The sequence below is a fragment of the Phenylobacterium sp. genome, assembly GCF_030697925.1.
In the GTDB taxonomy this organism is placed as follows: Bacteria; Pseudomonadota; Alphaproteobacteria; order Caulobacterales; family Caulobacteraceae; genus Phenylobacterium.
In genome coordinates this window covers 1-22,905 of the sequence record NZ_JAUYOJ010000060.1, presented here as the reverse complement: position 1 = coordinate 22,905, position 22,905 = coordinate 1, and the positions used below count along the sequence as shown (strand labels likewise).

Genomic DNA, 22,905 nt, shown 5'->3' with positions numbered 1-22,905 from the left:
AAGTCGAACGCCGGCCAGCAAAAACGCCTAGCGCGCCATGCAGCAGACCGAATGTCCCGCCGCGATTTCCACCATGACAGGCTCGCCCTGGCTGAGGGCGGCGCCTGGCATGCTCCCGTGATTGAAGAACGCGTATCCGGCCGGGGGGTCTATCCGGGTGGGACGCGGCAGGGTGAGTTCAAATCCGCCGGCCGCTCGCCGGACGATCCTCGGCGTCGCCTCCAGGAGGCGCTGAGTGTAGGGGTGCTGGGGGCGATCATAGATGGCGTCCCGGGAGCCCAGCTCGAGGATCCGTCCGCGGTACATGACCACGACGCGATCGGCGATCTGCTCCACCACGCCCAGGTCATGCGAGATGAAGAGGTAGGAGAAACCGTAGGTCCGCTGGAGCTGAGCCAGCAAGCCCAGGACCTGATGCTGCACGGTGACGTCGAGGGCCGAGACGGGCTCGTCGGCGACGATGAACTCCGGGCGGCTGATGACGGCCCGCGCAATGCAGACCCGCTGGCGCTGGCCTCCGGAGAGTTCGTGCGGATAGCGCTCCGCATAGTCGCCGGCGAGACCGACCTCCTCCAGCACCTGGCGCGCGCGGGCCTGCCGCTCGTCCCGGCTCACGCCGGTGCGCCGCAGGGGCTCGGCGACCAGTTCGCCGAGCTTCATGCGCGGATCCAGCGAGGAGAACGGATCCTGGAACACCATCTGGGTCCGGCCTCGATAGTCCGCCAGGGCCCGCCCCTGGAGCTCGCCCACGTCGGACCCGGCGAAGCGCATGGCGCCGGCCGCGGTCCCACATAGGCGCAGCAGGGCCCGGCCGATGGTCGTCTTGCCCGAACCGGACTCGCCGACCACCGCCAGGACCTCGCCTCTGCGGATGTCGAGGGTCGCGTCCTCGACCGCCCGGACGCGGCGCGCGGCCCGGCCGAAACCCAGGCCCCGGCGTTTGAAGTCGACGCAGAGGTTCTCGATCTCCACGAGCGCCGCCTTGGCCGGTGGCGCGCCGGCAGCCGCCGTATCCCGCGCCGGCAGGGCGGCGATGAGCGCGCGGGTGTATTCGGCCTGCGGCCGGAGCAGGATATCGCTGGTGGGTCCCTGCTCGACGACCCGTCCGCCGCGCAGCACCACGACCTTGTCCGCATATTGCGCGACCATGGCCAGGTCGTGGCTGATCAACAGCACCGCTGTCCCGATCTCGCTGGCGAGCGCCGCCATGAGGTCCATGACCTCTTTGCGGATCAGGGCGTCCAGGGCGGTCGTCGGCTCGTCGGCGATCAGCAGGGCGGGCCGCAGGGCCAGCACCGAGGCCAGCATGATGCGCTGACGCATGCCCCCGGAACACTGATGGGGGTAGGCCTGGAAGATATCGTCGGGGTCGGCGATCTTGACCTTTTCCAGCATCCTGAGGGCTTGGCGGCGGGCGTCGGCGGGCGTCAGTCCGTCGTGCAGGATGAGACCTTCGGTGATCTGCGCGCCGACGGTGATCGCCGGGTTCAGGGAGGCCATGGGCTCCTGGAACACCGCGCCGATGCGGCGTCCCCGCAGCCCGCGCATCTGCGCGTCGTTCAGCGAGGAAAGTTGGACGCCGTCGAAGGTCACCTGGCCGTCGACGACCGCGGCGGCGGGCGGCAGCAGCCGCAGCAGGGCGCGACCGATCATCGTCTTGCCGCTGCCGGACTCGCCCACGAGCCCCACGATCTCACCCGAACCCATCGAGAAACTGACCTCGTCGACCACCCGGCGCTGTCGCTTGGCCCCGACCGCGATCGAGAGGCGGTCGACGGCGAGCACGGGGCGTATGGAGGAGATGGCGTCGGTCATGGCTTCTGCATCCGCGGGTCCAGCAGGTCGCGAAGCGCGTCGCCGAACAGGTTGACCCCCAGCAGCGCCAGCGAGAGCGCCAGGCCCGGCGCGACGGCCAGCCAGGGCGCATCGGCGAAATAGTTGCGGCTGTCCGACAGCATGCCGCCCCAGCTGGACGCCGGCGGCGGCGTGCCCAGTCCAAGGAACGACAGGGCCGACTCGGCCAGCAGCGCCCAGCCGAAGAGCGAGGTGGCCAGGACGATCACCGGTGCGACGGTATTGGGCAGGATATGGCGCAGGAGGGTGATGGCGCGGCTATTGCCCATGACTGTCGAGGCGTCGACGAAATCGCTCCGCCGCAGGACCAGGACCGAGGCGCGCACCACGCGCACCACCGAGGGCAGATAGGCCACGCTAAGCGCGATGATCGGCGTGAAGGCGCTCGAGCTGAAGATCGCCACCAGGGCCAAGGCCATGATCAGGGCCGGGAACGCCAGCAGGGCGTCCATGAGCGCGATCACGGCCTTGTCGAACCAGCCGCCCAGGAAGCCCGCCGTGGCGCCGATCAGGGCGCCCAGTGAGGTGGCGATCAAGGCGGTCACACCGGCGATCCCGACGCTGACGACGGCGCCGGCGAGCAGGCGGCTGAGGACATCTCGTCCCCATTCGTCGGTGCCCAGCCAATGTTCGGGGGTCGGCGGCTTCAGGCGATGGAAGAAGTCCACGGCGATCGGATCGTATGGCGTGTGCACCGCGCCCAAGATCGCCCCGCAAAGCATGACGAGGATCAGAACGCCGCCGGCGATCGCATTGGGCTGGCGGGTGATGGTCATCCAGCGGCCCTCACGCATCGCGAGCTCCCGGGCTGAAGATCGGATAGGTGATCTCGGTGAGCAGGTTGACGCTCACATAGGCGACGGTGACGATGACCATGCAGCCCTGGATCACGGGATAGTCGCGGGCGAAGACGCTCTCGACCATCAGCCGTCCGAGCCCAGGCAGGGAGAAGACGGTCTCGGTCACCACCGCGCCGCCGAGCAGGCCCCCGAGCGTGAGCCCGATCATCGTCCAGGTGGGCGCCATCGCGTTGGGAAGGACGTGGCGCACGATGACCGCGGCCTCGGTCAGCCCCTTGGCCCGCGCATGGGCGATGTAGTCCAGGCCCAGGACCTCGATGGCGCTGGCCCGGACCAGGCGGATCAGGACGCCGGCCTCGATCAGAGCCAGGGACATCACCGGCAGCACGAGATAGCTCAGGCCCTGCCAGAAGTCCTCCAGCGGCGACACGTAGCCCACGACCGGCAACAGGTTCAGATAGACCCCGAACACCAGCAGGAACATCAGGCCCAGCCAGAAGCTCGGGATGGACAGGGCCAGGGTCGCCAGGGTCATCACGCCCACGTCCAGGCGGGTGTTCTGCTTCCAGCCCGCCACGACGCCGGCCGGAATGGCGATCAGCGCCGCCACGACAACGGCGGGGACGACCAGTGACGCCGTGACGGCGAAGGATGGCAGCAGGAGTTCCGACACTGGGCTGTCGAGGGTGATCGACTGGCCAAGATCGCCGCGCAGAAGCTGCAGCAGCCAGTGGCCGAACTGGACCGGCAGAGGTTGGTCGAGCGCCAGCTCCTGGCGGATGCGCGCCAGCGCCGCGGGATCGTCGACGTCGCCCAGCATCAGCTGGGCCGGATCGCCGGGGATCAGCCTCACCAGGAAGAAGATGGCGGCCAGCGCCAGGAGCAGGGTGGGTATGGCGAGCATGATCCGGGTGATGACGTATCGGGTCATTTCGGAGCTCCCGCCGACCGCCGGACGCCCCAGAACCGGGCGCGCCCAAAGGGCCACGAACTGAAGCCGGTGACGCTGCGATGGACCGCGTTCACGTCCGGCGGACTGAAGAGCGCGATGAAGGGGGCGTCCTGGATCATCAGCACCTGAAGCTGGTCGAAGATCGCCTGCCGCGCCTTCGGATCCGATGTGCGAAGCCCATCGGCCGCCAAGGCCAGCGCGGCCGGATTGTCCCAGACCTTGCTCTTGTTGGCGACGCGGTCGCCGAGGATCGACTCGTAGTTCAGCGACGGGTCGGCGCGGGCCGAGAAGCCGAACGACATGAGCTGGAACCGCCCGCTCCGCCACCGGTCCATCTGGGTCGCCCATTCGACGACCTCGAGTTTGATGTTGAGGCCGGACCCCCGCGCCATGGCCTGGACGACCAGGGCCTGGTTGAACATCGCCGGGTAGCGGCGGTTGGTCGTCAGGATGATGGGCTGGCCGCGATAGCCGGCCTGAGCCAGGAGCCGCCGCGCCCGTTCCACATCGTGGACGGCGCCCATGTCGTGGGCGGCCGTGTGGTAGGGACTCGCCGTCGGAACCATCGAGGGGTTGGCGCCGGCCACGTCGGCCGTGACCAGGCCCGCGACCGCTCGCCTGTCGATGCTGAGCGCGATCGCCTGCCGGACCCGCGGATCGGCCAGCAACGGGTCATGGTCCTGGACCAGGAGGCCATAGGCTCCCAGCATCGGCTTGACGACGATGGTCACGTCTTTCAGCTGGCGCACCTGGAGCATTTCCGGCGCGGGCAGTTCGGGCATGACGTCGACCTGCCCCTTGCTGAGCGCCGCCAGGCGCGACGCCGCGTCGCGGATGATCAGCCAGCGCAGACGTGGCTCATGGGCGACCTTGCCGCCCGTATTGCCGTCCCTCGGACCCGGCCGGCTGCTGTACTGGGCAAACGCCTCCAGATCGATGTGGCGCCCGCGTTTCCAGGAGGTCAGCCGGTAGGGCCCGGTCGCCACCGGCCATCGCCAGCTGTCGTCCGGGTTCAGCGACGCGGCGTGGATGATCGCCGAGCCGCCGCACTGGATGTCGGCCATCTGGGTCAGCAACAGCGGCTGCGGCTGACTGAGGGTGAAGACCACCCGCTCCGTATCCAGCGCCTCGACCGCCTGGATCTTCGCGCCCCGCGAGCCGTCAAAGGCCGAAAGGCAGGACCAGCCCGTCTTGGGGTCGAGGTAACGTCGCCATGACCAGACGACGTCGCGCGCCGTCATCGGCTCGCCGTTGTGGAACCTGACCCCCCGGCGCAGGCGGAACTCGTATCGCTTGCCGTCCGGCGAAACGTCGATCGAGTCGGCCAGCAGGAGGCCCGGTGTTCCGTCCTCGCGATAGGCCACCAGGCCCTCGAAGACGTGCATCATCACCGTGTCGGTATTGGCGTCACGGTTCACGCCGGGGCTGGTGCTGCGGATGTCCGAGCTGAGCGGGATCTGGAAGGCGCGCGCCGCCTCCGGCTCTTGCCGCCGGTCGCCGACCAGGAAGATCGCGACGAAGATCGCCGCGAGGCCTCCCATGCCAAGGATGAGGCGCAAGTTGCGCTTGCCAGCTTCGGTCATCGCCACAACTCAATGACGATAGGAATCGATGATCTTGCGCGAGTCGCTCATCTCGTCGCAGATCCACTCGTGGAGCAGTCTCACCTGGCGGCGTTCGCTCAGGTCCGGCGGGCGCACCAGGAAGTACGAGACCCCGCTCGGGACCGCGCGATCGATCGGCGCGACCAGTTGCCCGGCCTCGATGGTGTCCTGCGCGAGGACCACGTCGCTGATGGCCAGGCCGAAGCCTGCTTCCGCCGCGCGCAAGGCCATGTCGAGCACGTCGAAATCAAGGCCGCCGTCGGTGTTGAAGTCGCCGCCGCCCCAGCCGGCGCACCACACCCGCCAGTCGTCATGGTTGGGCTGCGGATGCAGCAGGGTGCAGCGATCGAAGTCCTCGGCTGTCTCCAGCTTGCGGCCGGACACGTAGTCGGGCGCGCAGACCGGCGCGAGCCACTCGGGATAGAGCTCGGTGACGCAGTCCCGCGCCCAGTTGCCCAGGCCGTAACGGATGCCGAGCTCGGCTTCGCCGTCGCCGGAGATCATGTCGTGCCAGCGGGTATGGACGACGACCTGGATCAGCGGATTCTGGGCCTGGAAACGCCTGAGCCGGGGATAGAGCCAGCGCAGGGCCAGGGTGGGGAGCACCTTGATCTGGACCGTATCCTGGTCGCGCTGGAAGGAGTCGATGGTGCGCGCGATCTGGTCGAACGCGCCCCCCGTGCTGGCCGCCAGCGCCTTGCCCGCCTCGGTGATCTCCAGGCCGCTGTGGCTGCGGCGGAACAGCACCAGCCCCAGCTGGTCCTCCAGTATGCGCACCTGGCGGCTGACCGCGCTTTCGCTGATGTGCAGCGCCGCGGCGGCCTTCTTGATGCTCAGTTGGGCCGCCACGGTCTCGAAGCAGCGCAGGGCGTTCAGGGATGGAAGACGGCGGGCCATGGTCACGCCCTCCTGTGGTCGGTGACGGAGATGATCAATTCAGCTCCAGCGCGCATGGGTGGTGATCCAAATGGTCTTGGTCTGGAGATACTGGTCCATGGCTTCGACGCCCTTGTCGCGCGCAAAGGAGCCGGACCGCTTGTAGCCCCCGAAGGGCGTCTTCAGGTCGCCCTCGGTGAATCCATTGACGGAGACGGTTCCGCACGCCAGGCGCCTGGCCATGAATAGCGCCTTGTCGAGGTCACGGGTGTAGATGGTCGCGTGGAGACCATAGACGGTATCGTTCGCCGTCTGCAGGGCCTGCTCGACGGACCCGACCGGGATGACGCCCAGCACGGGGCCGAATATCTCCTCCCGGGCGATGGTCATCTGCGGCGTGACGTCGTCGAACACCGTCGGTCCCAGGAAGCTGCCGGACGCGCGGCCATGGGCCTCGGCCAGCGAGAGCGCGGTGCGCGCGCCCTGGGCGCGGCCGGATTCCAGATAGCCCGTGACCCGGTTTCGCTGCTCATCGGAAACCATGGGGCCCATGTCGGTTTCAGGATCCAGCGGATCGCCGATCCGCAGCTGTGCGGTCCGCTTGACCACCCGGTCGAGGAACTCGTCCCGGACCTTCATCGCCACGATCTGGCGCATATTGGCCGAGCAGTTCTGGCCGCCGTTCCAGAAGGCCGAGGTGACCGCGTTCTCCACCAGGTCGTCGGAGATCTCGGCGTCGTCGAGCACGATGAACGGGCTCTTCCCGCCCATTTCGAGGCCCACCGGCTTCAGATTGCTTTCGCTGGCGTAGCGGAGGAAATGGGCCCCGACCTCCGTCGAGCCGGTGAAGGACACCAGGTCGATGTCGGGATGGCGGCCGATCGCCTGGCCGGCGGTCTCGCCCATCCCGGGCAGGACGTTCAGGACGCCGTCGGGCAGGCCTGCCTCGCTGGCCAGTTCGGCGAGGCGCAGGGCGGTGAGCGAGGTCTGCTCGGCGGGCTTGACGACGGTGGAACAGCCGCTCGCCAACGCCGGCGCCAGCTTCCAGGCCGCCATCAGCAGCGGGAAGTTCCACGGTAGGACCAGGCCGGCCACGCCCGCCGGCTCGCGCACGATCATCGCCAGGGCCGCCTCGCCGGTGGCGGCCACCTTGCCGAAGGTCTTGTCGATGAGCTCGGCGTACCACTGGAAGGTGTTGGGCACCTCCTCGCCGATTTCGCGCAGGCAGTCGCGGATCGGCTTGCCACTCTCGAGGCTTTCGAGGACCGCCAGGTCTTCGGCGTTCGCACGAACGAGATCGGCGAGACGCAGCAGGACGAGCTTGCGCGCCTCGGGCGCGGCCCGCGACCAGGCGCCGTCGGCGAAGACCCGGCGTGCGCTGGCCGTGGCGATGTCCACGTCCTCGGCCTGGCAATGCGCCACCGCGGCGATGACCTCACCGGTGGCGGGGTTGCAGGTCTCGAAGGTCGCGCCGCCTCGCGCGGCGACGAAGCGGCCATCGATGAAGGCCTTGGACGACGGCGAGAGACGGCCGGCGATCTCCTGGTAGTGGGCTGTGTTGCGTTCGGTCATGGCGGGCGCCTGTTTCAGAGGGGCGCATGGGGGCGGCGGTAGTCGCCGCGCGCGAAGCGATCAAGGCGGAACGGCGAGAGGTCGACGTCCGGCGCCGCGCCGGTGGCGAGGTCGGCCACGGCCTGGCCCACGGCCGGGCCCAGGCCGAAACCGTGGCCCGAGAAGCCGGTCGCCACGATCAGGCCCGGAACGGCCGTCGCGCCGTCGATGACCGGCAAGGCGTCGGGAAGCACATCGATGGCGCCGGCCCACGACTTGACGACGGCGACCTGGTCGAGGCCGCCGAACAGGGTCTGCAGCAGCCTGGCCGTCTCGCCCGCCCGCCGCTGGTTGACCTGGAGACGCTGGCGCCGCGGCTCGATGATCCGCTCTTCCGGGCTCAACGAGACGCGGTCGTGAAGATCGTCGAGCAGCGGCCGGCCGACGCTGAAGGCGAAGGCTTTTCTATGGGTCACGAAGCTCGGCAGGAAGAAGCGCGAGGCTCGCATCAGGTCGAGCGTGACGTCGATGTCGGAGGTTGATTCCGCCGCCAGGATGCACGAGCCGTCGCCCCGCTGGCGAAGACCCACGCCGAAGCCGCAGAAACAGGCCTGGCTGAGCGGCTGCATCGGCGCGGTGAGCGAGACGGTATTGCGCACCACCTGCTGGGGCAACATCAAACCGACCCCGCGCAGGAACCGGTGGGAGGCGGCTCCTGCGGCGCAGACCACGACCCGCGCTTGGATGAAGCCGTGTTCTGTCGTCACCCCCTCGATCCGGCCGTTCGCCGTCTCGATGGCGGTGGCCCCGCAGTCCTCGAGGATCTGAGCGCCCCGCGCTTCGGCGGCCCAGGCGAAGGCCATGGTCGCCAGGCTCGGCTCGGCCTGTCCGTCCGATGGCGTATAGAGAGCGCCTGGCGCATGCGCCCTGAACACCGGCATGAGGTCGGCGACGTCCGACCCGGTCATCATGCGGGCGTCGGGGACCACGCCATCGGCCGCTTCGAGCCAGCCATCGAACGCCGCCAGCTCTTCCTGGTCCTTGGCGACGAAGATGCAGCCGCTGCGGCGCCAGCCGACGGGAAAGCCGAGGGTCGATTCCAGGTTCGGCCAAAGCGACAGGGCCTTCACCGCCAGGGGCAGCTCGGCCGGGTCGCGGTACTGGGTCCGCACGAAGCCCCAGTTGCGCCCCGACTGGTGGGACGCGATCCGGTCCTTCTCGACCAGTACGACGCTGAGCCCCCGAGCGGCCAGGTAATAGGCCGAGGCGGCGCCCACGATCCCGCCGCCGATGATCACGACATCCGCCGATTTCGGCACGGCGTGGGGCCGCTGACCGATACGCTCGATCACATCGTCCGGGCTGTGCGGATAGAGGCTAAGCCCGCGCATTGAGTATGGCGTCCAGGTCAATCTCGACGAAGATGGCGGGGTCGAAGAGCTTGGCTTCCACGGTCGTGCAGGCCGGGCTCACCCCGGCGAACGCGCGGGCATAGGCCTGCATGACGTCCTCATAGGCGTCCGGGCTCGAGATATAAATCCGTACACGAACGGTATCGGCGAGAGACCCGCCCGCCTTGACGAGCGCGGCCTCGAGGTTGCCGAACAGCTTCTCGGCCTGGGCCGCGGCGCCCACCGGCAATTCGCCGGTGGCGTAGTCGTAGCCCGTGGTCCCGGACACCATGACCTGGTTCCCCACCACCACGGCGCGGCTGTAGTTGTAGATGGCCTCGAACTCGCTCCCGGACGAGATCAGCTTGCGGCCCGGAGCGGCCTTCGTGTCGGCTTGCATTGGTTGACTCTCTTGGACTCTACGATCCGGGCGCGGGCGCGCCTCAGGCTTGGGTGGTCTGGGCGCTCGCCGCGGTCGGACGAGCGGGCGTGGTGAGGGCTGGACGGTCAGGCGAGAGGTCCGCCGGCGAAACACCGAATTCCCGCAGGGCCTCGGGCAGCTCCCGATCCAGCAGGATCGCGGCGGCGGCCTGGCCCATGGCGGGCGAGGACAACACCCCGCAGCCGCCATGTCCGGCGAGCCAGAAGAAGCCCTCGGCGTCGGAGCGTGCGCCCAGCACCGGGTTTCGGTCGGCCACGAAGTTCCGCAGCCCCGCCCACTTGCTGAGCGGGCGGCCGACCTGGAGGGAGGTTTCCTGCTCGATGTTGTGGATCGCCTGGGCGACGTCCATGTCGTCGGGATAGACGTCGCCCGGCGGCGTCAGCACCTCTTCAGCGAGGCTTCCCATGAAGCGGCCGGTTTCCGGCTTCAGGTACCATTTGTAGTCGACGTTGCTCACGAAGGGCCAATGCGAGGTGTCGGCATCGACCGGAGCGGCGAAGGTGAAGGCCGTGCGCCGCATGGGACGAAGGCCGAGGGGACGAAGGCTCGCCAGCGCGGCGACCTCGTCGACCCAGGCGCCGGCCGCGTTCAGGATCATCGAGGCCTCGACGGGACCCGCGGTGGTCTCCAGCGACCAGGCGGCGCCCACCTTGCGAATGGCCAGGACGGCGGCGGCCGTCACGAACTGCGCGCCCTGCGCCTTGGCGCCTCGAACATAGCCCTGCAGCAGGGCGTCGGCGTCGATGTCGGCGGCTCCGGGCTCATAGACCCCGATGTCGACGCCGTCCGGAAGCAAGGCCGGAAACAGGTCGAGCGCTTCGCCGCGGGAGACCATTCGAACGCCCGCGCCGACCCCGGCGATCCGGTCGTGGAGGGTCTGGAGCCGGTCGACCTGCTCAGCGCGGCCGACCGTGAGGCAGCCGCGCGGCGACAGCAGACCCTGATCGGTGAAGCCGGGCGGCGGGTTTTCGAGGAAGGCTCGACTGGCCTGGCCCAGCGGCCGCATCGTATTCGCCGAAATGCCGACGGTGAACTGCTCGGCGCTTCTGGCTGAACTCTGGGTCCCGAGTGAAGACTCACGTTCCAGCAGAACTACGGAGACATGCTTTGACAGGAAGAATGCTGCCGAAATCCCGGCAAATCCCCCGCCAATAATGACAACGTCCGCCTTCATACTGCGCCCTGCTCGCCGCTTGCTGACCTTTTCGGTCCTCACGGCAATAGGGCCAGACGCCATCTGGGATGTCGATTTCAATAAGTAGAAGGCCGCGCGGCGAAAATCTTGGGGCCCGGAGGACCCGCTCGAGGCGGCGACGTCGCGGCTCCAGGCGGCCCAGGTGGAGGTTAGGACCGCCCAGCCTGCTCGTCGCCGGCCAGGTCGGCGAGCCAGACGCCGTCGGACACCAGCCGACGGATAACCTCCCGCGCCAGATCGGACACCACGCCCGACGCGGCGGAAAACGGCCGCTCGCTGGAGTGGGCCAGGTAGATGTTGCGACGAAGGAGCTTCGGGCCGATGCGCCAGGACTCGAACACGCCCTCGCCCACCTCCCGGGCGATCGCGGTCGGCGTGAGGACCGCGTAGGCGATCCCGGATCGCGCCAGCCGCTTTATGTTGCCGTAGGAATCGACCTCGAAGGCCGGCTGCAATGGAACCCCGACCACCGCCGCGGCGTCGTCCAGAACCCTCCGGAGCCCGTGGGTCGGGCCAGGCGTGATGAGCTGAAGTCCAACGACGTCCCTCATGTCGACGACGGTTCCCTTCGGCGCGTCGAGCTGGCCGCCCGGCCGGCCGAACAGGCAAAGGTCTTCCGTCAGCAGGTGGGTGATCTCAAGGCCCTTGGGATCGCTGGTCGCATAGACCAGCGCCACATCCACCTCGCCACGCCGCAACCAGTCGAGAACGTGGCCGCTCATGGCCTCCACCAGCCGTATCCGGATCCCCGGATAGCGATCGCGGGCGGCTTCTATCAGCGGGACGCCCACCAGCTCGCTCACCGTCCCCGACATGCCGATCCGGACCTCGCCGATGGGATTGGTGACGGCGCCCATCACCTGCTGGGGCAGGTCCGCAAGCTGGTTGAGGATCGCCCGGGCCTCGCGGCAGAGCCGCTCACCCGCGTCGGTCGGCGTCACGCCGCGGGCGTTTCGGTTGAGCAGCGTCACGCCCAGTTCGGCTTCCAGATGCCGGACGTGCTGGCTCAGGGCGGGCTGCGCCACGCCGACCTGGCCCGCCGCCTTCGAAAGGGAACCGGCCTCGACGATGGCGAGGAAGTATCTGAGCTGGCGCACATCCATGGAATTGCCAAGGCTCCCTGACCGGCGGTCCAACTTATACCTGCCATAGGAAACATGTCTTTGAATGAATAGGTCGGGAGCGCCTAGCTGGCGGTCTTCGGCGCCGGCGCGCCATCGCCGCGCGTTCGACGCCGCCAGGAGATTCGGGTATGGCCAACCCCAAGGCGCCCCTTGAAGGGCTCGTCGTCGTGGCGGTCGAACAGGCGGTCGCCGCGCCTTTCTGCAGCGCGCGCCTGGCCGACGCCGGCGCGGAGGTCATCAAGATCGAGCGGCCGGAAGGCGACTTCGCGCGCGGGTACGACGACGTCGCCCATGGCCAGAGCAGCTACTTCGTGTGGCTCAACCGCGGCAAGAAGTCCGTCGTCATCGACCTGCAGGCCGACGACGGCCAGGCGGCGCTCAAGGGGCTGGTCGCGCGGGCCGACGTCTTCCTCCACAACCTGAAGCCCGGGGCGCTCGACAAGCTCGGACTGGGCATAGCCGCGCTGCGCGGCGCCCGGCGCGATCTGATCACCTGCTCCATCAGCGGCTACGGCGAGGTCGGCGCGGGCGCGTCGCGCAAGGCCTACGACCTGCTGATCCAAGCCGAGTCGGGGCTTTCGTCGATCACCGGCGGTCCCGAGGCGCCGGCGCGGGTCGGGATATCGGTGGTCGACATCGCCACCGGCGCATCGGCCCACGCCGCCATCCTCGAGGCCCTCGTCGCCCAGCGCGAGACCGGCGAGGGCGCCGACATACAGGTGTCGATGTTCCAGGTGATGGCCGAGTGGCTGACGGTCCCCCTCCTCCATGCGGAGGGCGGGCGGACGCCCGAGCGGCTGGGTCTGGCCCATCCCTCGATCGCCCCCTACGGCGTCTTCACCTCGGCCGACGACCGCCAGATCATCATCTCGATCCAGAGCGACCGTGAATGGCGAAGCCTCGCGAGCGGGGTCCTGGGCGATCCCGGCCTGGGCGGCGACCCGCGCTTCGCCACCAACCTCGATCGGGTCCGCAACCGAGCCGAGACGGACAGCCTGGTGTCCAGGGCGTTCGTCGCCAGGAGCAGGCTGGAGCTGCTGGAGGCCCTTGCCCAGGCTGACATCGCCTTCGCCGAGCTCAACGACATGGCCGCGCTCTCCGAGCATGCGCTCCTGCGAAGAATTGAAGTCGGGACGGCCGGCGGGCCCGTCGCCATGCCCGCGCCGGGCGTGTCGTCGTCGGGCGCGCCACGGCGCTATGGTCGCGTTCCACGGCTCGGCGAACATCAACGGGAACTGCTCGGACGCGCCGTTGAACCCGCTCCCGGAAGGGGCGATCGGTGAGCCAGGCCAGACCCGTCCCGATCTCGCCCCTGTTCGTGCCGGGCGATCGCCCCGAGCGCTTCGCCAAGGCCGCCCGATCGGGAGCCGACGCGATCATCATCGACCTGGAAGACGCGGTCTCGCCGGACCGCAAGGACCTCGCCCGCGCCAGCCTCACCGCCGCGTTCACCTCCCTGCCCGTCTATGTCCGGATCAACGGCGCGCAGACACCCTGGCGCGACCTCGATCTGGCGGCGGTCCAGGCCAACGCCTTCGCCGGGGTCATCCTGCCGAAGGCGGAGGCGGACGGCTTCGCGCGCCTTCCATCCGGCCTGCGGGTCGTGGCCTTGATCGAGAGCGCCGCCGGCCTGGCTTCCGCCCGCGAAATAGCGCGCCACCCCCAGGTCGAGCGCCTGGCGTTCGGTTCGATCGACTACTGCGCCGACCTGGGCTGCGCGCACACCCAGACGGCGCTGCTCGCGGCCCGCTGCGAGATCGTGCTGGCCTCCCGCCTGGCGGGGATAGCCCCGCCCCTCGATGGCGTCACCCTCGCCTTGGACGACGGCGCCTTGGCGCGACATGACGCGTGCCACGCCGTGGACCTGGGCTTCGGCGGCAAGCTGTGCATCCACCCCAGGCAGGTGGCGTTCGTCCGCGAGGGCTTCGCCCCGTCGGCCGATGACATCGCCTGGGCGCGCCGCATCGTCAGCACCAATGACGCCGTCGGCAAGATCGCCGGTGAGATGGTCGATCCTCCGGTGCGACTCAGGGCGGAGCAAGTGTTGAGGCGCGCCGCGGCGCTCGACGAACCGTCGTAGCGCCGTCAGGCAGGACCTACTCGCCGACGCTGAGAAGTTGATCGGGCGCACCCCCAAACCTCCACCGCATCCGAAGCTTGCAGCTGCGTAGCGCCGCCCGTCGACCGCAGTCAGGACGCCCATAGGCTTGAGATCGGCGCTGCATAGAGATTGTCGCCGAAGCTGACGGTCTGGTCGCCGTCGTAGAGCACCACGCCCGCCCGAAAGGCCTTGCCCGCGATATCCGACAGACGTCTCAGGGCCCGAAAGTCCGTGTTGAGGACCGTCGCAGACGACTTCACTTCAATGCCCACCATCCCACCGTCCTCACTCTCGACGACGACATCGACCTCAAGCTGGTCCTTGTCGCGATAATGAGAGAAGCGCAGGCGCTCGTCGGACCAAGAGGCCAGCCTCTGCAGCTCGGCGAAGACGAAGGTTTCGAGGATCGGCCCGAAGAGCCCGCGGTCCACAGCGATCCGTTCCTCCGTCACGCCGCTGGCGGCTGCGAGCAGAGCACTATCCATGAAGTGGAGCTTAGGCGTCTTGATCAGGCGACTGAGGTCGTTGCGGCGCCAAGGCTCGAGGCGGCGAACCAGGAAGAGCTGCTCCAGCACGTCGAGATAGCTCTCGACCGTTTTGCGGGCGAGGCGGAGATCATTGCCGATCGTCGTGATGTTGAGCAGCTGCGCCGAATGATGCGCCGCCACCCGGATCAGGTTGGGGATCTCGTTAGACTTCTCGATGGTGGAAATGTCGCGAACGTCCCGCCCAGCGATGGCGTCGATATAGGACCGGCACCAGGCGCGCCGACGCCCTGCAGTGTCGCGGGACAATACCTCCGGATATCCGCCCGACAGCACCAGGGCGACGAGATCGGCGGCGAGCACGGGTTTGGCCGACGCCGGGAGCCTTCCAGCGAAGGCCCGCGTCAGGAAGGTCGGCTCGCCTTGCTCAAGCACCTCGGCCTGGGCAAGTGGAAGGAGGGAAATCACCTCCATCCGCCCGGCCAGGGATTCCCGCGCGGCCTTCATGGTCATGAGGTTCGCCGAACCGGTGATCAGGAAGCGGCCGGGCCGGCGGTCCTCGTCGACGGAGCGCTTGAGCGCCAGCATCAGGTCGGGCGCGCGCTGCACCTCGTCGATGATCGCCGTGTCGAGCCCACGGACGAAGCCGGCCGGATCAGATCGCGCGGCTTCCAAGACTGTGGCGTCATCGAGCGTGAAATAGGATCGACCCTCGCCAGCCACGAACTTTGCGAGGGTCGTCTTCCCCGACTGACGAGGCCCGTTCAGCGCAACGACGGGCGTGTCTTTCAGCGCATTGCGAATTCGAGTTTCGACAAATCGAGGGTGCATTTTCCAGCCGCTGTTTTCAGCCAGCTTATATGACGTCCAATTTACGAATTAGCTAGCGTCCAAAAGTGATTTTGCTATCGTCCAATCGAGAACATGAATTCGGCCAACTGGAAAGATCTCCAAATAAGTCATCGGAAAAAACCGTCGTGAAACGAGCCTCGATCGCTCGCATCACTAGCCCACACATCACAATTCAAATCAGGGTCCAGAACGGCGCGTTGGAACTTCAAGATCCGAGGATCAACTCCGACGGGCCCCAGGAGGCCTATCCGAACTCGAAGCTCCCAAGACCAAGGTTCCGGCACGTCATGACGCCCAGCTCTAAACGCCACCCTCACCCCGGCCCCAGCTGCGCCTTGCAACCCAAACCGACGCAGGCGACACACGCATGATGCGAACCGACCTCGACCACCTGCCGGAGTCGAAACGACGCGAACTTGAGCGCGTCGTGCAGGTCCTGTTCGAGGAGTTCGAGGCCAAGACCCGCAACCGCAGCCACCAGCACCTCAAGCAGGGCCGCATCCTCAAGATCGTGCTGTTCGGCTCCTACGCCCGCGGCGACTGGGTCGAGGACAAGAAGAGCGGCTACGCATCCGACTACGACCTGCTGGTGGTGGTAAGCCATGATGATCTCACCGACGTCGTGGAATACTGGGGTACAGCCGAAGACACCCTCATGCGGGCGTTCCTGATCAGCAAGGAGCTGACCGCGCCAGCCAACTTCATCGTCCACAGCCTCGGCGACGTGAACCGCCAGCTCGGCCGTGGCCGGCCGTTCTTCATCGATATTCTGCGGGACGGGATCGCGCTCTACGAGGCGGAAGGTCACGAGTTCTCCAAGTCAAAACCTCTAACGTCCGACGAGTTACTGGCGGAGGCGCAGGGGCACTTTGACGAGTGGTTGGAGAGTGCGGACAGGTTCAGGCGTTCGGCGAAATTCTACATCGATGATGGCGGCCCTAAGGAGGCGGCGTTTGCACTCCACCAAGCCACAGAACGCCTCTATCACGGCTTTCTACTGGTCCAGACGCTCTACAGCCCGAAGTCCCATCGGCTGAATTTTCTGCGCTCCCAAGCCGAACGATTGAATCCGCGACTTATCACGGCATGGCCCCGTGACACGAAGTCAGCGCAGCGCGCATTCGAGCTCCTGCGCCGGGCATATGTCGACGCGCGTTACTCGCCCCACTTCAAGATCACCGCTCAGGAGCTTTCCTGGCTACAGCAGCGGATCGAGGTTCTGCAGGGGCTGGTGAGGGTTGCTTGCGAGCAGCGCTTGGCGGAGCTTCGGACTGAGATCAACTGAAGGCTGCGCCGGGCCCATGGATAACCTCCGCGACTACCGCAGGTCAGATGTTCGACTCCTGCGGGCCAATAGGACTCGAACATCTGCTTGGCGCCATTTCCAGACCATGGCTCAATGGCGAAAAGCGGACTCCGCAACCGGTCCGCTCACGGCCCCATTTTGCCGACTGCTCTCAGATCCATCGCGGATGTTGGCCAGGCCCTCGGCGCCCTCTTGAAGCTCGAGCATGTCTTCCTACATCAAAAGCGTCGCCAGCAACGGCGATGATCGGGCCCGACGGACCCGAACCGGCCGCTGCGCAAGGCGATCTGCGAAGCGAGGCTGAATTATGAAAATGCCAAGCCTTAACCGTCCCCATCTCCACCTCCCTCACCTGCCGAATCCGCGCAGGGAGGACGTCTGGACGGCCATGCTGGTCACGCTGCTTGTCGCCGTGCTGTTGTCAGTGGCTGTCGGGGTTGCGATGAACCCGGAGTACCTGAATCCCGCGGCGGACAGCTATCCGATCATGTTCCCATGATTGCGGGCGGGGGCCTTGTGGGCCCAAAATAGGCCGGTGGCTACGGGCGGCCGCTAGCCGGTCAGCGGCCAGCGCCGGAAGTCCGGGCCGCCGCCGATATTGTCGAAGCGGATCACCTCGGCGCCGAGCTGGGCCAGGTAGAGACCGCAGGTCGGCCCCGCCACGAAGGCCGAACCCTCCACGACCCGCAGGCCCTTCAGCAGATCGTACATTCAGAAGCTCTTGGGCATGCCCAGCACGTGGGTGCCCACGTGGCTGAGGATCAGGTTCGTGGAGATCGGGGCCACCTGGTAGAGGCGGGTCTCGCGGAACTTCCGCTCGATGTCGTATTCCTCGGCGAAGCCGAAGCCGCCATGGGTCTGCAGGCAGGTGTCGGCGGCGAACCAACTGGCCTCGCTGGCCAGCATTTTCGCCATGTTGGCCTCCGTGCCGCAGGGCTGGCCGGCCTCGAACATGGCCGCGGCCTTCTGCACCATCAGTTCGGCGGCGCTGACCTGGACGTGGGCGCGGGCGATGGGGAACTGGACGCCCTGGTTCTGGCCGATGGCGCGGCCGAACACCTGGCGCTCCTTGGCGTAGGCGCTGGCCCGATCGATGAAGAACCTGCCGTCGCCGATGCATTCGGCGGCGATCAGGATCCGCTCGGCGTTCATGCCGTCCAGGATGTAGCGGAAGCCCTTGCCCTCCTCGCCGACCAGGTTCTCGGCCGGCACCTCCAGGTCGTCGAAGAACAGCTCGGTGGTGGCGTGGTTGAGCATGGTGCGCACCGGACGGATGGTCAGGCCATTGCCCACCGCCGCGCGCAGGTCGACCAGCAGCACGCTCATCCCGTCGGAGGATCGCGCGGCCTGCTCGCGCGGCGTGGTGCGCACCAGCAGGACCATGAGGTCGGAATGCTCGGCCCGACTGATCCAAATCTTTTGGCCGCGGACGACGTACTTGTCGCCGTCCCGCCTGGCGGAGGTCGAGATGCGGGTGGTGTCGGTGCCGGCCCCGGGCTCGGTGACGCCGAAGGCCTGCAGCCGCAACTCGCCGGTGGCGACCTTCGGGAGATAAGCCTCCTTCTGGGCCTGGCTGCCGTGCTTCAGCACCGTGCCCATGGTGTACATCTGGGCGTGGCAGGCGCCGCCGTTGCAGCCCGAGCGGTGGATTTCCTCCAGGACCGCCGTGGCCGCCGACAGGCCCAGGCCCGAGCCGCCGTATTCCTCCGGGATCAGGACCGAGAGGAAGCCGGCCTCGGTCAGCGCCGAGACGAACTGGGTCGGATAGGTCCGCTCGCGGTCGAGCGTGCGCCAATATTCGCCCGGGAACTGCGCGCACAGCCTGCGCACAGCCTCGCGGATTTCAGGGAAATTCAACTCAGCATCATAGGCCATGGACGGACTCCTTCCGTGGCAACGCCTCTAGCCCTGCCGGAGCGCTTCGTCCAAAGCCGTCTGGACGCTGTTCCTATGCCGAACCGTTATGGCCAGTTAGGAACATTACGGGTCACGCGCGCGAGATGAGTTATGCTTCCTCGGCATGACACTCGTCCAACTGGCCAATTTCATTCGCATCGCAGAGCTTCAAAGCCTGTCAAAGGCTGCGGCCGTGATCCGGATCGCACAGCCGGCGCTTTCGCGACAACTGCGCCATCTGGAGACCGAACTTGGGACGGCCTTGCTGCTGCGCCACGCCCGAGGCGTCAGCCTCACCTCGGCGGGCGAGGCCTTCCTGGCGAGAGCTCGGCGCGTGCTCGCCGAAGCAGACGGCGCACGCGACGCCGTGAACGCGCTAGCGGCAAATCCCACCGGCCGGGTCGTCCTGGGCGTACCGACCTCGCTTGCGACCGTTCTGCTGCCGGCCCTCGCCGCCGTGCTGCGCGAGAAGTATCCGAAGCTGCGGCCTCGCCTCGTCGACGGCTTCAGCGCGGTTCTGCACGCCCGAACGATCGCAGGCGAACTTGACCTGGCGGCGCTTTACGACGATCGCGCTGTCGGCCCGCTCGCCACCTCGCCGCTGCTCGACGAAGATCTCGTCCTGGTCGGGCCAAGCGACGTCTTGATCCCGCCCGGCCCCAGCGTGCGCGTGATGGCCCAAAGCCCTCTGATCCTGCCGGCCAGACCAAATCGCCTGCGGCTGATTGTGGACGCCGGCCTGTCAGCGGAAATTCTCCACGAGGCCGATATCGTAGAGGTCGACTCGCTTCCGGCCATTATCGCCATGGTGTCTCAAGGGATGGGGTTCACGGTGCTACCCCAATCGAGCGTCGCCAGTGAGCTGGCCGCAGGGAGGCTCCAAACATGGCCGCTGGCTCCCAAGCTGACCCGCACACTTCTTCTCGTTCGCCCGGTCGACCGTCAACCGTCCGCCGCCGTCACGGCGGTCGAGTTCGAAGTTCGGGCCCTGGTGCGTGACCTCGGCCCAAAGGTGGGGTGGCGTCCCTTGGGCACGCTCGGTTAGGCATGCCGCCTCGGCATGAGAGGCGCTCCCTCTAGGTCTTGGACGTCTCGGCGCCATTGCCGATAAGTCTTCCGCGACATGCCGAACTTTCGATCCCTGTTGTTTGCTCCAGCCAGCCGGCCCGATCGCTTCGCGCGGGCCCTGGCCGCCGGCGCCGACGCCGTGTGCCTGGATCTCGAGGATGCTGTCCCGCCCGACGCCAAGGGTCAGGCTCGCGCCGCGGTCCGCGACTTCTTGAACGCGCCGCGCCGTGGCGGGCCCGCCGTCGGCGTGCGGATCAACGCTCTGGGAACCCCGTGGTGGTCCGCGGACGTCGAGATTGGCGCCCAGGCTGACTTCGTGATGGTCCCGAAAACCGGCCATGTCGATGACCTCGAGCTTGTCTCCAAGGCCGCGCCCGACACCGCCCTCTGGCCGCTCATTGAGACGCCGGAAGGTGTGATGCGCTGCTGGGAGATCGCCGCCGCGCCCAAGGTGCAAGGGGTCCTCTTCGGCGCATTCGACTATGCCGCCGAGGTGGGTTGCGCGCGGGAGTGGGAGCCGCTGCTTTTCGTGCGCAGCCTCCTCGCCGCCGCCTGCGCGCGGGTTCATGTAGAACTGTTGGACGCCCCCTCGGGCAACCTCGGCGACCTATCCAGCCTGGAGCCGCGGAGCCGCCGCGCCAAGGCGCTGGGATTCACCGGTCGAGCCTGCATCCACCCTGACCAGGTGGCCGCCGTCAATGTCGCCTACACGCCCTCCGCCATCGAAGTGCAGCAGGCGGCCAGGGTGATCGCCGCGTTCGAGAGCGCCGCAGGCGGGGCGGCGCAGCTCGACGGCAAGCTGATCGAATTGCCGGTGGCGCTCGCCGCCCGGCGCGTGCTGGCCCGAGGTGGAGACTGAGATGGTGCAGAGCTGGAAGCAAATCGCGCCTGGAAGGTACCGCGAGTCGTTCGGCCGGTACTTCGAGGAGTTCAAGCTCGGCGACGTCTACGAGCATCGGCCCGGGAAGACGGTCCTCGAGTCCGACAACCACCTTTTCACCCTGCTGACGCTCAACACCCACCCCCTCCACTTCGACGCCGAGTACGGCAAGCTCACTGAGTTCGGGCGCAATCTCGTTGTCAGTCCCTACACGCTCTCGCTGCTGATCGGGATGAGCGTGTCCGACGTCAGCCAGAAGACCATCGCCAACCTGGGCATGGATGAGGTGCGCTTCACGGCGCCGGTCTTCGCCGGCGACACGCTCTATGCCGAGAGCGAGGTGCTGGAGAAGCGGGAGTCGAAGTCGCGTCCTGGACAGGGCATCGTCACGATCAGGACGACGGGCCGCAACCAGCGCGACGAGGTCATATGCACCTTCCGCCGGTCCATGCTCATCCCCGCCCGCGGCCACGCCATCGAAGACAAGCCGGGCAGCCGCTACTGAGCCCGCGAAGGAGCCGCGCCGTGGCATTCGAGACGATCATCTTCGAGCAGACGGACGGAGTGGCGCGCCTACGCCTCAACCGCCCCGACCGGCTGAACGCCTTCACCCTGCAAATGCATGCCGAGATCCGCGAGGCGCTCGACGAGGTGGAAGCGGATCCAGGCGTGCGGGTCCTTCTCCTCACCGGTGAAGGCCGCGGCTTCTGCGCCGGCCAGGACCTCGGCGAACGCAAGCGCGCCCCGGACGATCCGCCGCCCGACCTGTCGGAAGGTCTCGAGCGCCGGTGGGGCCCACTAGTCCGCCGCCTTTCGCGGCTGTCGGCGCCGGTGGTCTGCGCCGTCAACGGCGTGGCCGCCGGCGCTGGGGCCAATATTGCGCTGGTCTGCGACATGGTGATCGCCGCCAAGAGCGCGCGCTTCATCCAGTCCTTCGTTTCGATCGGCCTCGCACCCGACGCCGGCGGGAGCTGGACGTTGCCGCGGCTCGCCGGGCAGGCCCGCGCCATGGGCTTGGCCCTCACCGGCGAACCGCTGTCGGCCGAGACCGCCGCGGACTGGGGACTGATCTGGAAGGCCGTCGACGACGAGCGGTTCGTGGAAGAGGTGGAGGCGCTCGTCGCCCGCCTGGCGGCCTTGCCGCCGCTCGCTCTGGCCGCGGTGAAACGCGCCATCCGGGCCAGTAGCAACGCTACCTTCGACCAGCAACTGGACCTGGAGCGCGACCTGCAAAAGCAGCTCGGCTTCAGCGACGACTACGCCGAAGGCGTCCGCGCCTTCGCAGAGAAGCGCAGCCCAGTCTTCACCGGGCGCTGAGGAGGAAAACTGAAGATGGGTGTTCTGGACGGAAAGGTGGTGCTGGTCACCGGTGGCGGCAACGGGATCGGGCGCGAGTGCGCCCTGCTTGCCGGCCTCGAGGGCGCCAAGGTCATGGTCAACGACCTGGGGGCCGGTGTCTCCGGCAAGGATGAAGGCTCGGCGGGGCCTGCCGAGACGGTAGCGCAGGAGATCCGCGCCGCCGGTGGCGAGGCGATCTCCAACTCGGAGAGCGTCTCGAGCTACGCTGCCGTCCAGGCCATGATCGAGCAGGCGGTGGGCGCATTCGGCCGCATCGACGCGGTGATCAACCCAGCCGGCATCCTCCGCGATGGCATGTTCCACAAAATGAGCGAGCGCGACTGGGACGCCGTCATCGATGTGCACCTGCGTGGCGCCTTCAACGTCAGCCGTGCGGCCGTCGAGCTGTTCCGGGGTCAGGGACGCGGCTCTTTCGTCCACTTCACGTCCACCTCCGGCCTCATCGGCAACATCGGCCAAGCCAACTATGCCGCCGCTAAGATGGGCGTCGTTGGGCTGTCCCGGATCCTCGCCATGGAAGGCGCCGCCAAAGGCGTTCGCTCCAACGTGATCGCCCCGTTTGCTTGGACACGGATGATCGCCTCCATTCCCGTGACCGATGAGCAGTCGGCCCAACGGGTGGAGCGCATGCGCACCGGCATGCGCGCCGAGCAGGTCGCGCAGCTGGCGGTGGCGCTGGCCGCCGACGCCGCGGCCGCTGTCACCGGCCAGATCTTCGCCGTACGCGGCAACGAGGTCATCCTCTTCAGCCAACCTCGCCCGGTGGGCTCGGTTGCGCGCTGCGACGGTTGGACGCCCGAAAGCCTCCTGAGTGCAGGCCTGCCGGCCCTGCAGCCGCGATTCACCGACCTCGGCGCCTCGGCGAGCGTCTTCCCCTACGACCCGGTTTGAGGAGCGCTACCATGAGTTTGAACGCCAGCGGCATGGACGACAGCGCCTTCGAACAGTTTCTCGACCAGCTGCGCCGATATGTGCGCGAGCGGCTCATCTCGGCCGAGCGCGAGGTCATCAACTCCGAGGAGGTGCCGGCCGATATCCTCGCAGAAATGCGGGACATGGGTCTCTTCGCGCTCACCGCGCCGGAGGCGTTCGGCGGCGCCGGGATGAACATCAGCCAGTACGCGCGAACGATCCATGCGATCAGCTACGCGATGCCGGCGTTCCGCTCG

22 protein-coding genes are annotated in these 22,905 nt (G+C 67.7%); 9 read left to right on the top strand and 13 right to left on the bottom strand.

The features are described 5' to 3' along the window. Nucleotides 1-27 precede the first annotated feature (27 nt). From Q8Q88_RS05850 to Q8Q88_RS05805, 10 genes are all read right to left on the bottom strand, one after another. The gene (locus tag Q8Q88_RS05850) at nt 28-1,815 is read right to left on the bottom strand and encodes an ABC transporter ATP-binding protein (protein WP_305674265.1); all 1,788 of its coding nucleotides are present in this window, start codon (nt 1,813-1,815) and stop codon (nt 28-30) included. Continuing rightward, entirely contained in the window at nt 1,812-2,648 is an 837-nt protein-coding gene (locus Q8Q88_RS05845) for an ABC transporter permease (protein WP_305674264.1), read from the bottom strand. Before Q8Q88_RS05845 ends, Q8Q88_RS05850 begins: the two co-directional genes overlap by 4 nt. Further along, entirely contained in the window at nt 2,641-3,585 is a 945-nt protein-coding gene (locus Q8Q88_RS05840) for an ABC transporter permease (RefSeq protein WP_305674263.1), read from the bottom strand. Before Q8Q88_RS05840 ends, Q8Q88_RS05845 begins: the two co-directional genes overlap by 8 nt. Further along, nucleotides 3,582-5,189 carry an ABC transporter substrate-binding protein gene (locus Q8Q88_RS05835; protein WP_305674262.1) on the bottom strand — a complete coding sequence of 536 codons (1,608 nt, stop codon included), beginning with the start codon at nt 5,187-5,189 and terminating at the stop codon, nt 3,582-3,584. Before Q8Q88_RS05835 ends, Q8Q88_RS05840 begins: the two co-directional genes overlap by 4 nt. A gap of 9 nt (nt 5,190-5,198) precedes the next feature. Beyond that, complete coding sequence (locus Q8Q88_RS05830) at nt 5,199-6,107, bottom strand: LysR substrate-binding domain-containing protein (RefSeq protein ID WP_305674261.1); 909 nt, start codon at nt 6,105-6,107, stop codon at nt 5,199-5,201. A 39-nt stretch (nt 6,108-6,146) separates the two neighbouring features. Further along, nucleotides 6,147-7,658, bottom strand: a complete 1,512-nt coding sequence (locus tag Q8Q88_RS05825) for an aldehyde dehydrogenase (RefSeq protein WP_305674260.1) — start codon at nt 7,656-7,658, stop codon at nt 6,147-6,149. Nucleotides 7,659-7,672: 14 nt separating this feature from the next. Continuing rightward, nucleotides 7,673-9,028, bottom strand: coding sequence for an FAD-binding oxidoreductase (locus tag Q8Q88_RS05820; protein ID WP_305674259.1), 1,356 nt, complete (start codon nt 9,026-9,028; stop codon nt 7,673-7,675). Then, on the bottom strand, nt 9,015-9,428 hold the full coding sequence (locus tag Q8Q88_RS05815; protein WP_305674258.1) for a RidA family protein: 414 nt from the start codon (nt 9,426-9,428) through the stop codon (nt 9,015-9,017). Before Q8Q88_RS05815 ends, Q8Q88_RS05820 begins: the two co-directional genes overlap by 14 nt. Before the next feature lie 43 nt (nt 9,429-9,471). Next, nucleotides 9,472-10,644, bottom strand: coding sequence for an FAD-binding oxidoreductase (locus Q8Q88_RS05810; RefSeq protein ID WP_305674257.1), 1,173 nt, complete (start codon nt 10,642-10,644; stop codon nt 9,472-9,474). A 170-nt stretch (nt 10,645-10,814) separates the two neighbouring features. Continuing rightward, entirely contained in the window at nt 10,815-11,768 is a 954-nt protein-coding gene (locus Q8Q88_RS05805) for a LysR family transcriptional regulator (protein ID WP_305674256.1), read from the bottom strand. Between the two features lie 149 nt (nt 11,769-11,917). Between Q8Q88_RS05805 and Q8Q88_RS05800 the strand changes: the two genes are divergently transcribed. Then, nucleotides 11,918-13,072: a CaiB/BaiF CoA-transferase family protein gene (locus Q8Q88_RS05800; protein ID WP_305674255.1), complete on the top strand. Its 1,155-nt coding sequence runs from the start codon at nt 11,918-11,920 to the stop codon at nt 13,070-13,072. Beyond that, nucleotides 13,069-13,869, top strand: coding sequence for a CoA ester lyase (locus tag Q8Q88_RS05795; protein WP_305674254.1), 801 nt, complete (start codon nt 13,069-13,071; stop codon nt 13,867-13,869). Before Q8Q88_RS05800 ends, Q8Q88_RS05795 begins: the two co-directional genes overlap by 4 nt. Nucleotides 13,870-13,979: 110 nt before the next feature. Here Q8Q88_RS05795 and Q8Q88_RS05790 read toward each other — a convergent pair whose 3' ends face one another. Then, a complete protein-coding gene (locus tag Q8Q88_RS05790; protein ID WP_305674253.1) occupies nt 13,980-15,206 on the bottom strand; it encodes an ATP-binding protein in 1,227 nt (408 codons plus the stop codon). Nucleotides 15,207-15,594: 388 nt separating this feature from the next. On the opposite strand from Q8Q88_RS05790, the gene Q8Q88_RS05785 reads away from it, so the two are divergent. Continuing rightward, nucleotides 15,595-16,512 carry a HEPN domain-containing protein gene (locus Q8Q88_RS05785; RefSeq protein WP_305674252.1) on the top strand — a complete coding sequence of 306 codons (918 nt, stop codon included), beginning with the start codon at nt 15,595-15,597 and terminating at the stop codon, nt 16,510-16,512. A gap of 573 nt (nt 16,513-17,085) precedes the next feature. Here the strand turns inward: Q8Q88_RS05785 and Q8Q88_RS05780 are convergent. Continuing rightward, complete coding sequence (locus Q8Q88_RS05780; protein WP_305674251.1) at nt 17,086-17,244, bottom strand: CoA transferase; 159 nt, start codon at nt 17,242-17,244, stop codon at nt 17,086-17,088. Further along, nucleotides 17,245-18,408, bottom strand: a complete 1,164-nt coding sequence (locus Q8Q88_RS05775; protein ID WP_305674250.1) for an acyl-CoA dehydrogenase family protein — start codon at nt 18,406-18,408, stop codon at nt 17,245-17,247. It lies immediately after the preceding gene. Between the two features lie 145 nt (nt 18,409-18,553). On the opposite strand from Q8Q88_RS05775, the gene Q8Q88_RS05770 reads away from it, so the two are divergent. The 6 genes from Q8Q88_RS05770 to Q8Q88_RS05745 all read left to right on the top strand — a co-directional run. Then, on the top strand, nt 18,554-19,474 hold the full coding sequence (locus tag Q8Q88_RS05770; protein WP_305674249.1) for a LysR family transcriptional regulator: 921 nt from the start codon (nt 18,554-18,556) through the stop codon (nt 19,472-19,474). Nucleotides 19,475-19,573: 99 nt separating this feature from the next. Continuing rightward, nucleotides 19,574-20,356 (top strand): CoA ester lyase, encoded by a 783-nt coding sequence (locus Q8Q88_RS05765; RefSeq protein WP_305674248.1) that lies wholly within the window; start codon nt 19,574-19,576, stop codon nt 20,354-20,356. Nucleotide 20,357: 1 nt separating this feature from the next. Continuing rightward, entirely contained in the window at nt 20,358-20,882 is a 525-nt protein-coding gene (locus tag Q8Q88_RS05760; RefSeq protein ID WP_305674247.1) for a MaoC family dehydratase, read from the top strand. A 20-nt stretch (nt 20,883-20,902) separates the two neighbouring features. Continuing rightward, nucleotides 20,903-21,694 carry a 2-(1,2-epoxy-1,2-dihydrophenyl)acetyl-CoA isomerase PaaG gene (gene paaG, locus Q8Q88_RS05755; protein ID WP_305674246.1) on the top strand — a complete coding sequence of 264 codons (792 nt, stop codon included), beginning with the start codon at nt 20,903-20,905 and terminating at the stop codon, nt 21,692-21,694. Nucleotides 21,695-21,730: 36 nt separating this feature from the next. After that, nucleotides 21,731-22,627, top strand: a complete 897-nt coding sequence (locus Q8Q88_RS05750; RefSeq protein ID WP_305674245.1) for an SDR family NAD(P)-dependent oxidoreductase — start codon at nt 21,731-21,733, stop codon at nt 22,625-22,627. An 11-nt stretch (nt 22,628-22,638) separates the two neighbouring features. Then, nucleotides 22,639-22,905 (top strand): acyl-CoA dehydrogenase family protein (locus tag Q8Q88_RS05745; RefSeq protein ID WP_305674244.1); only part of this gene is annotated, 267 nt, incomplete at its 3' end.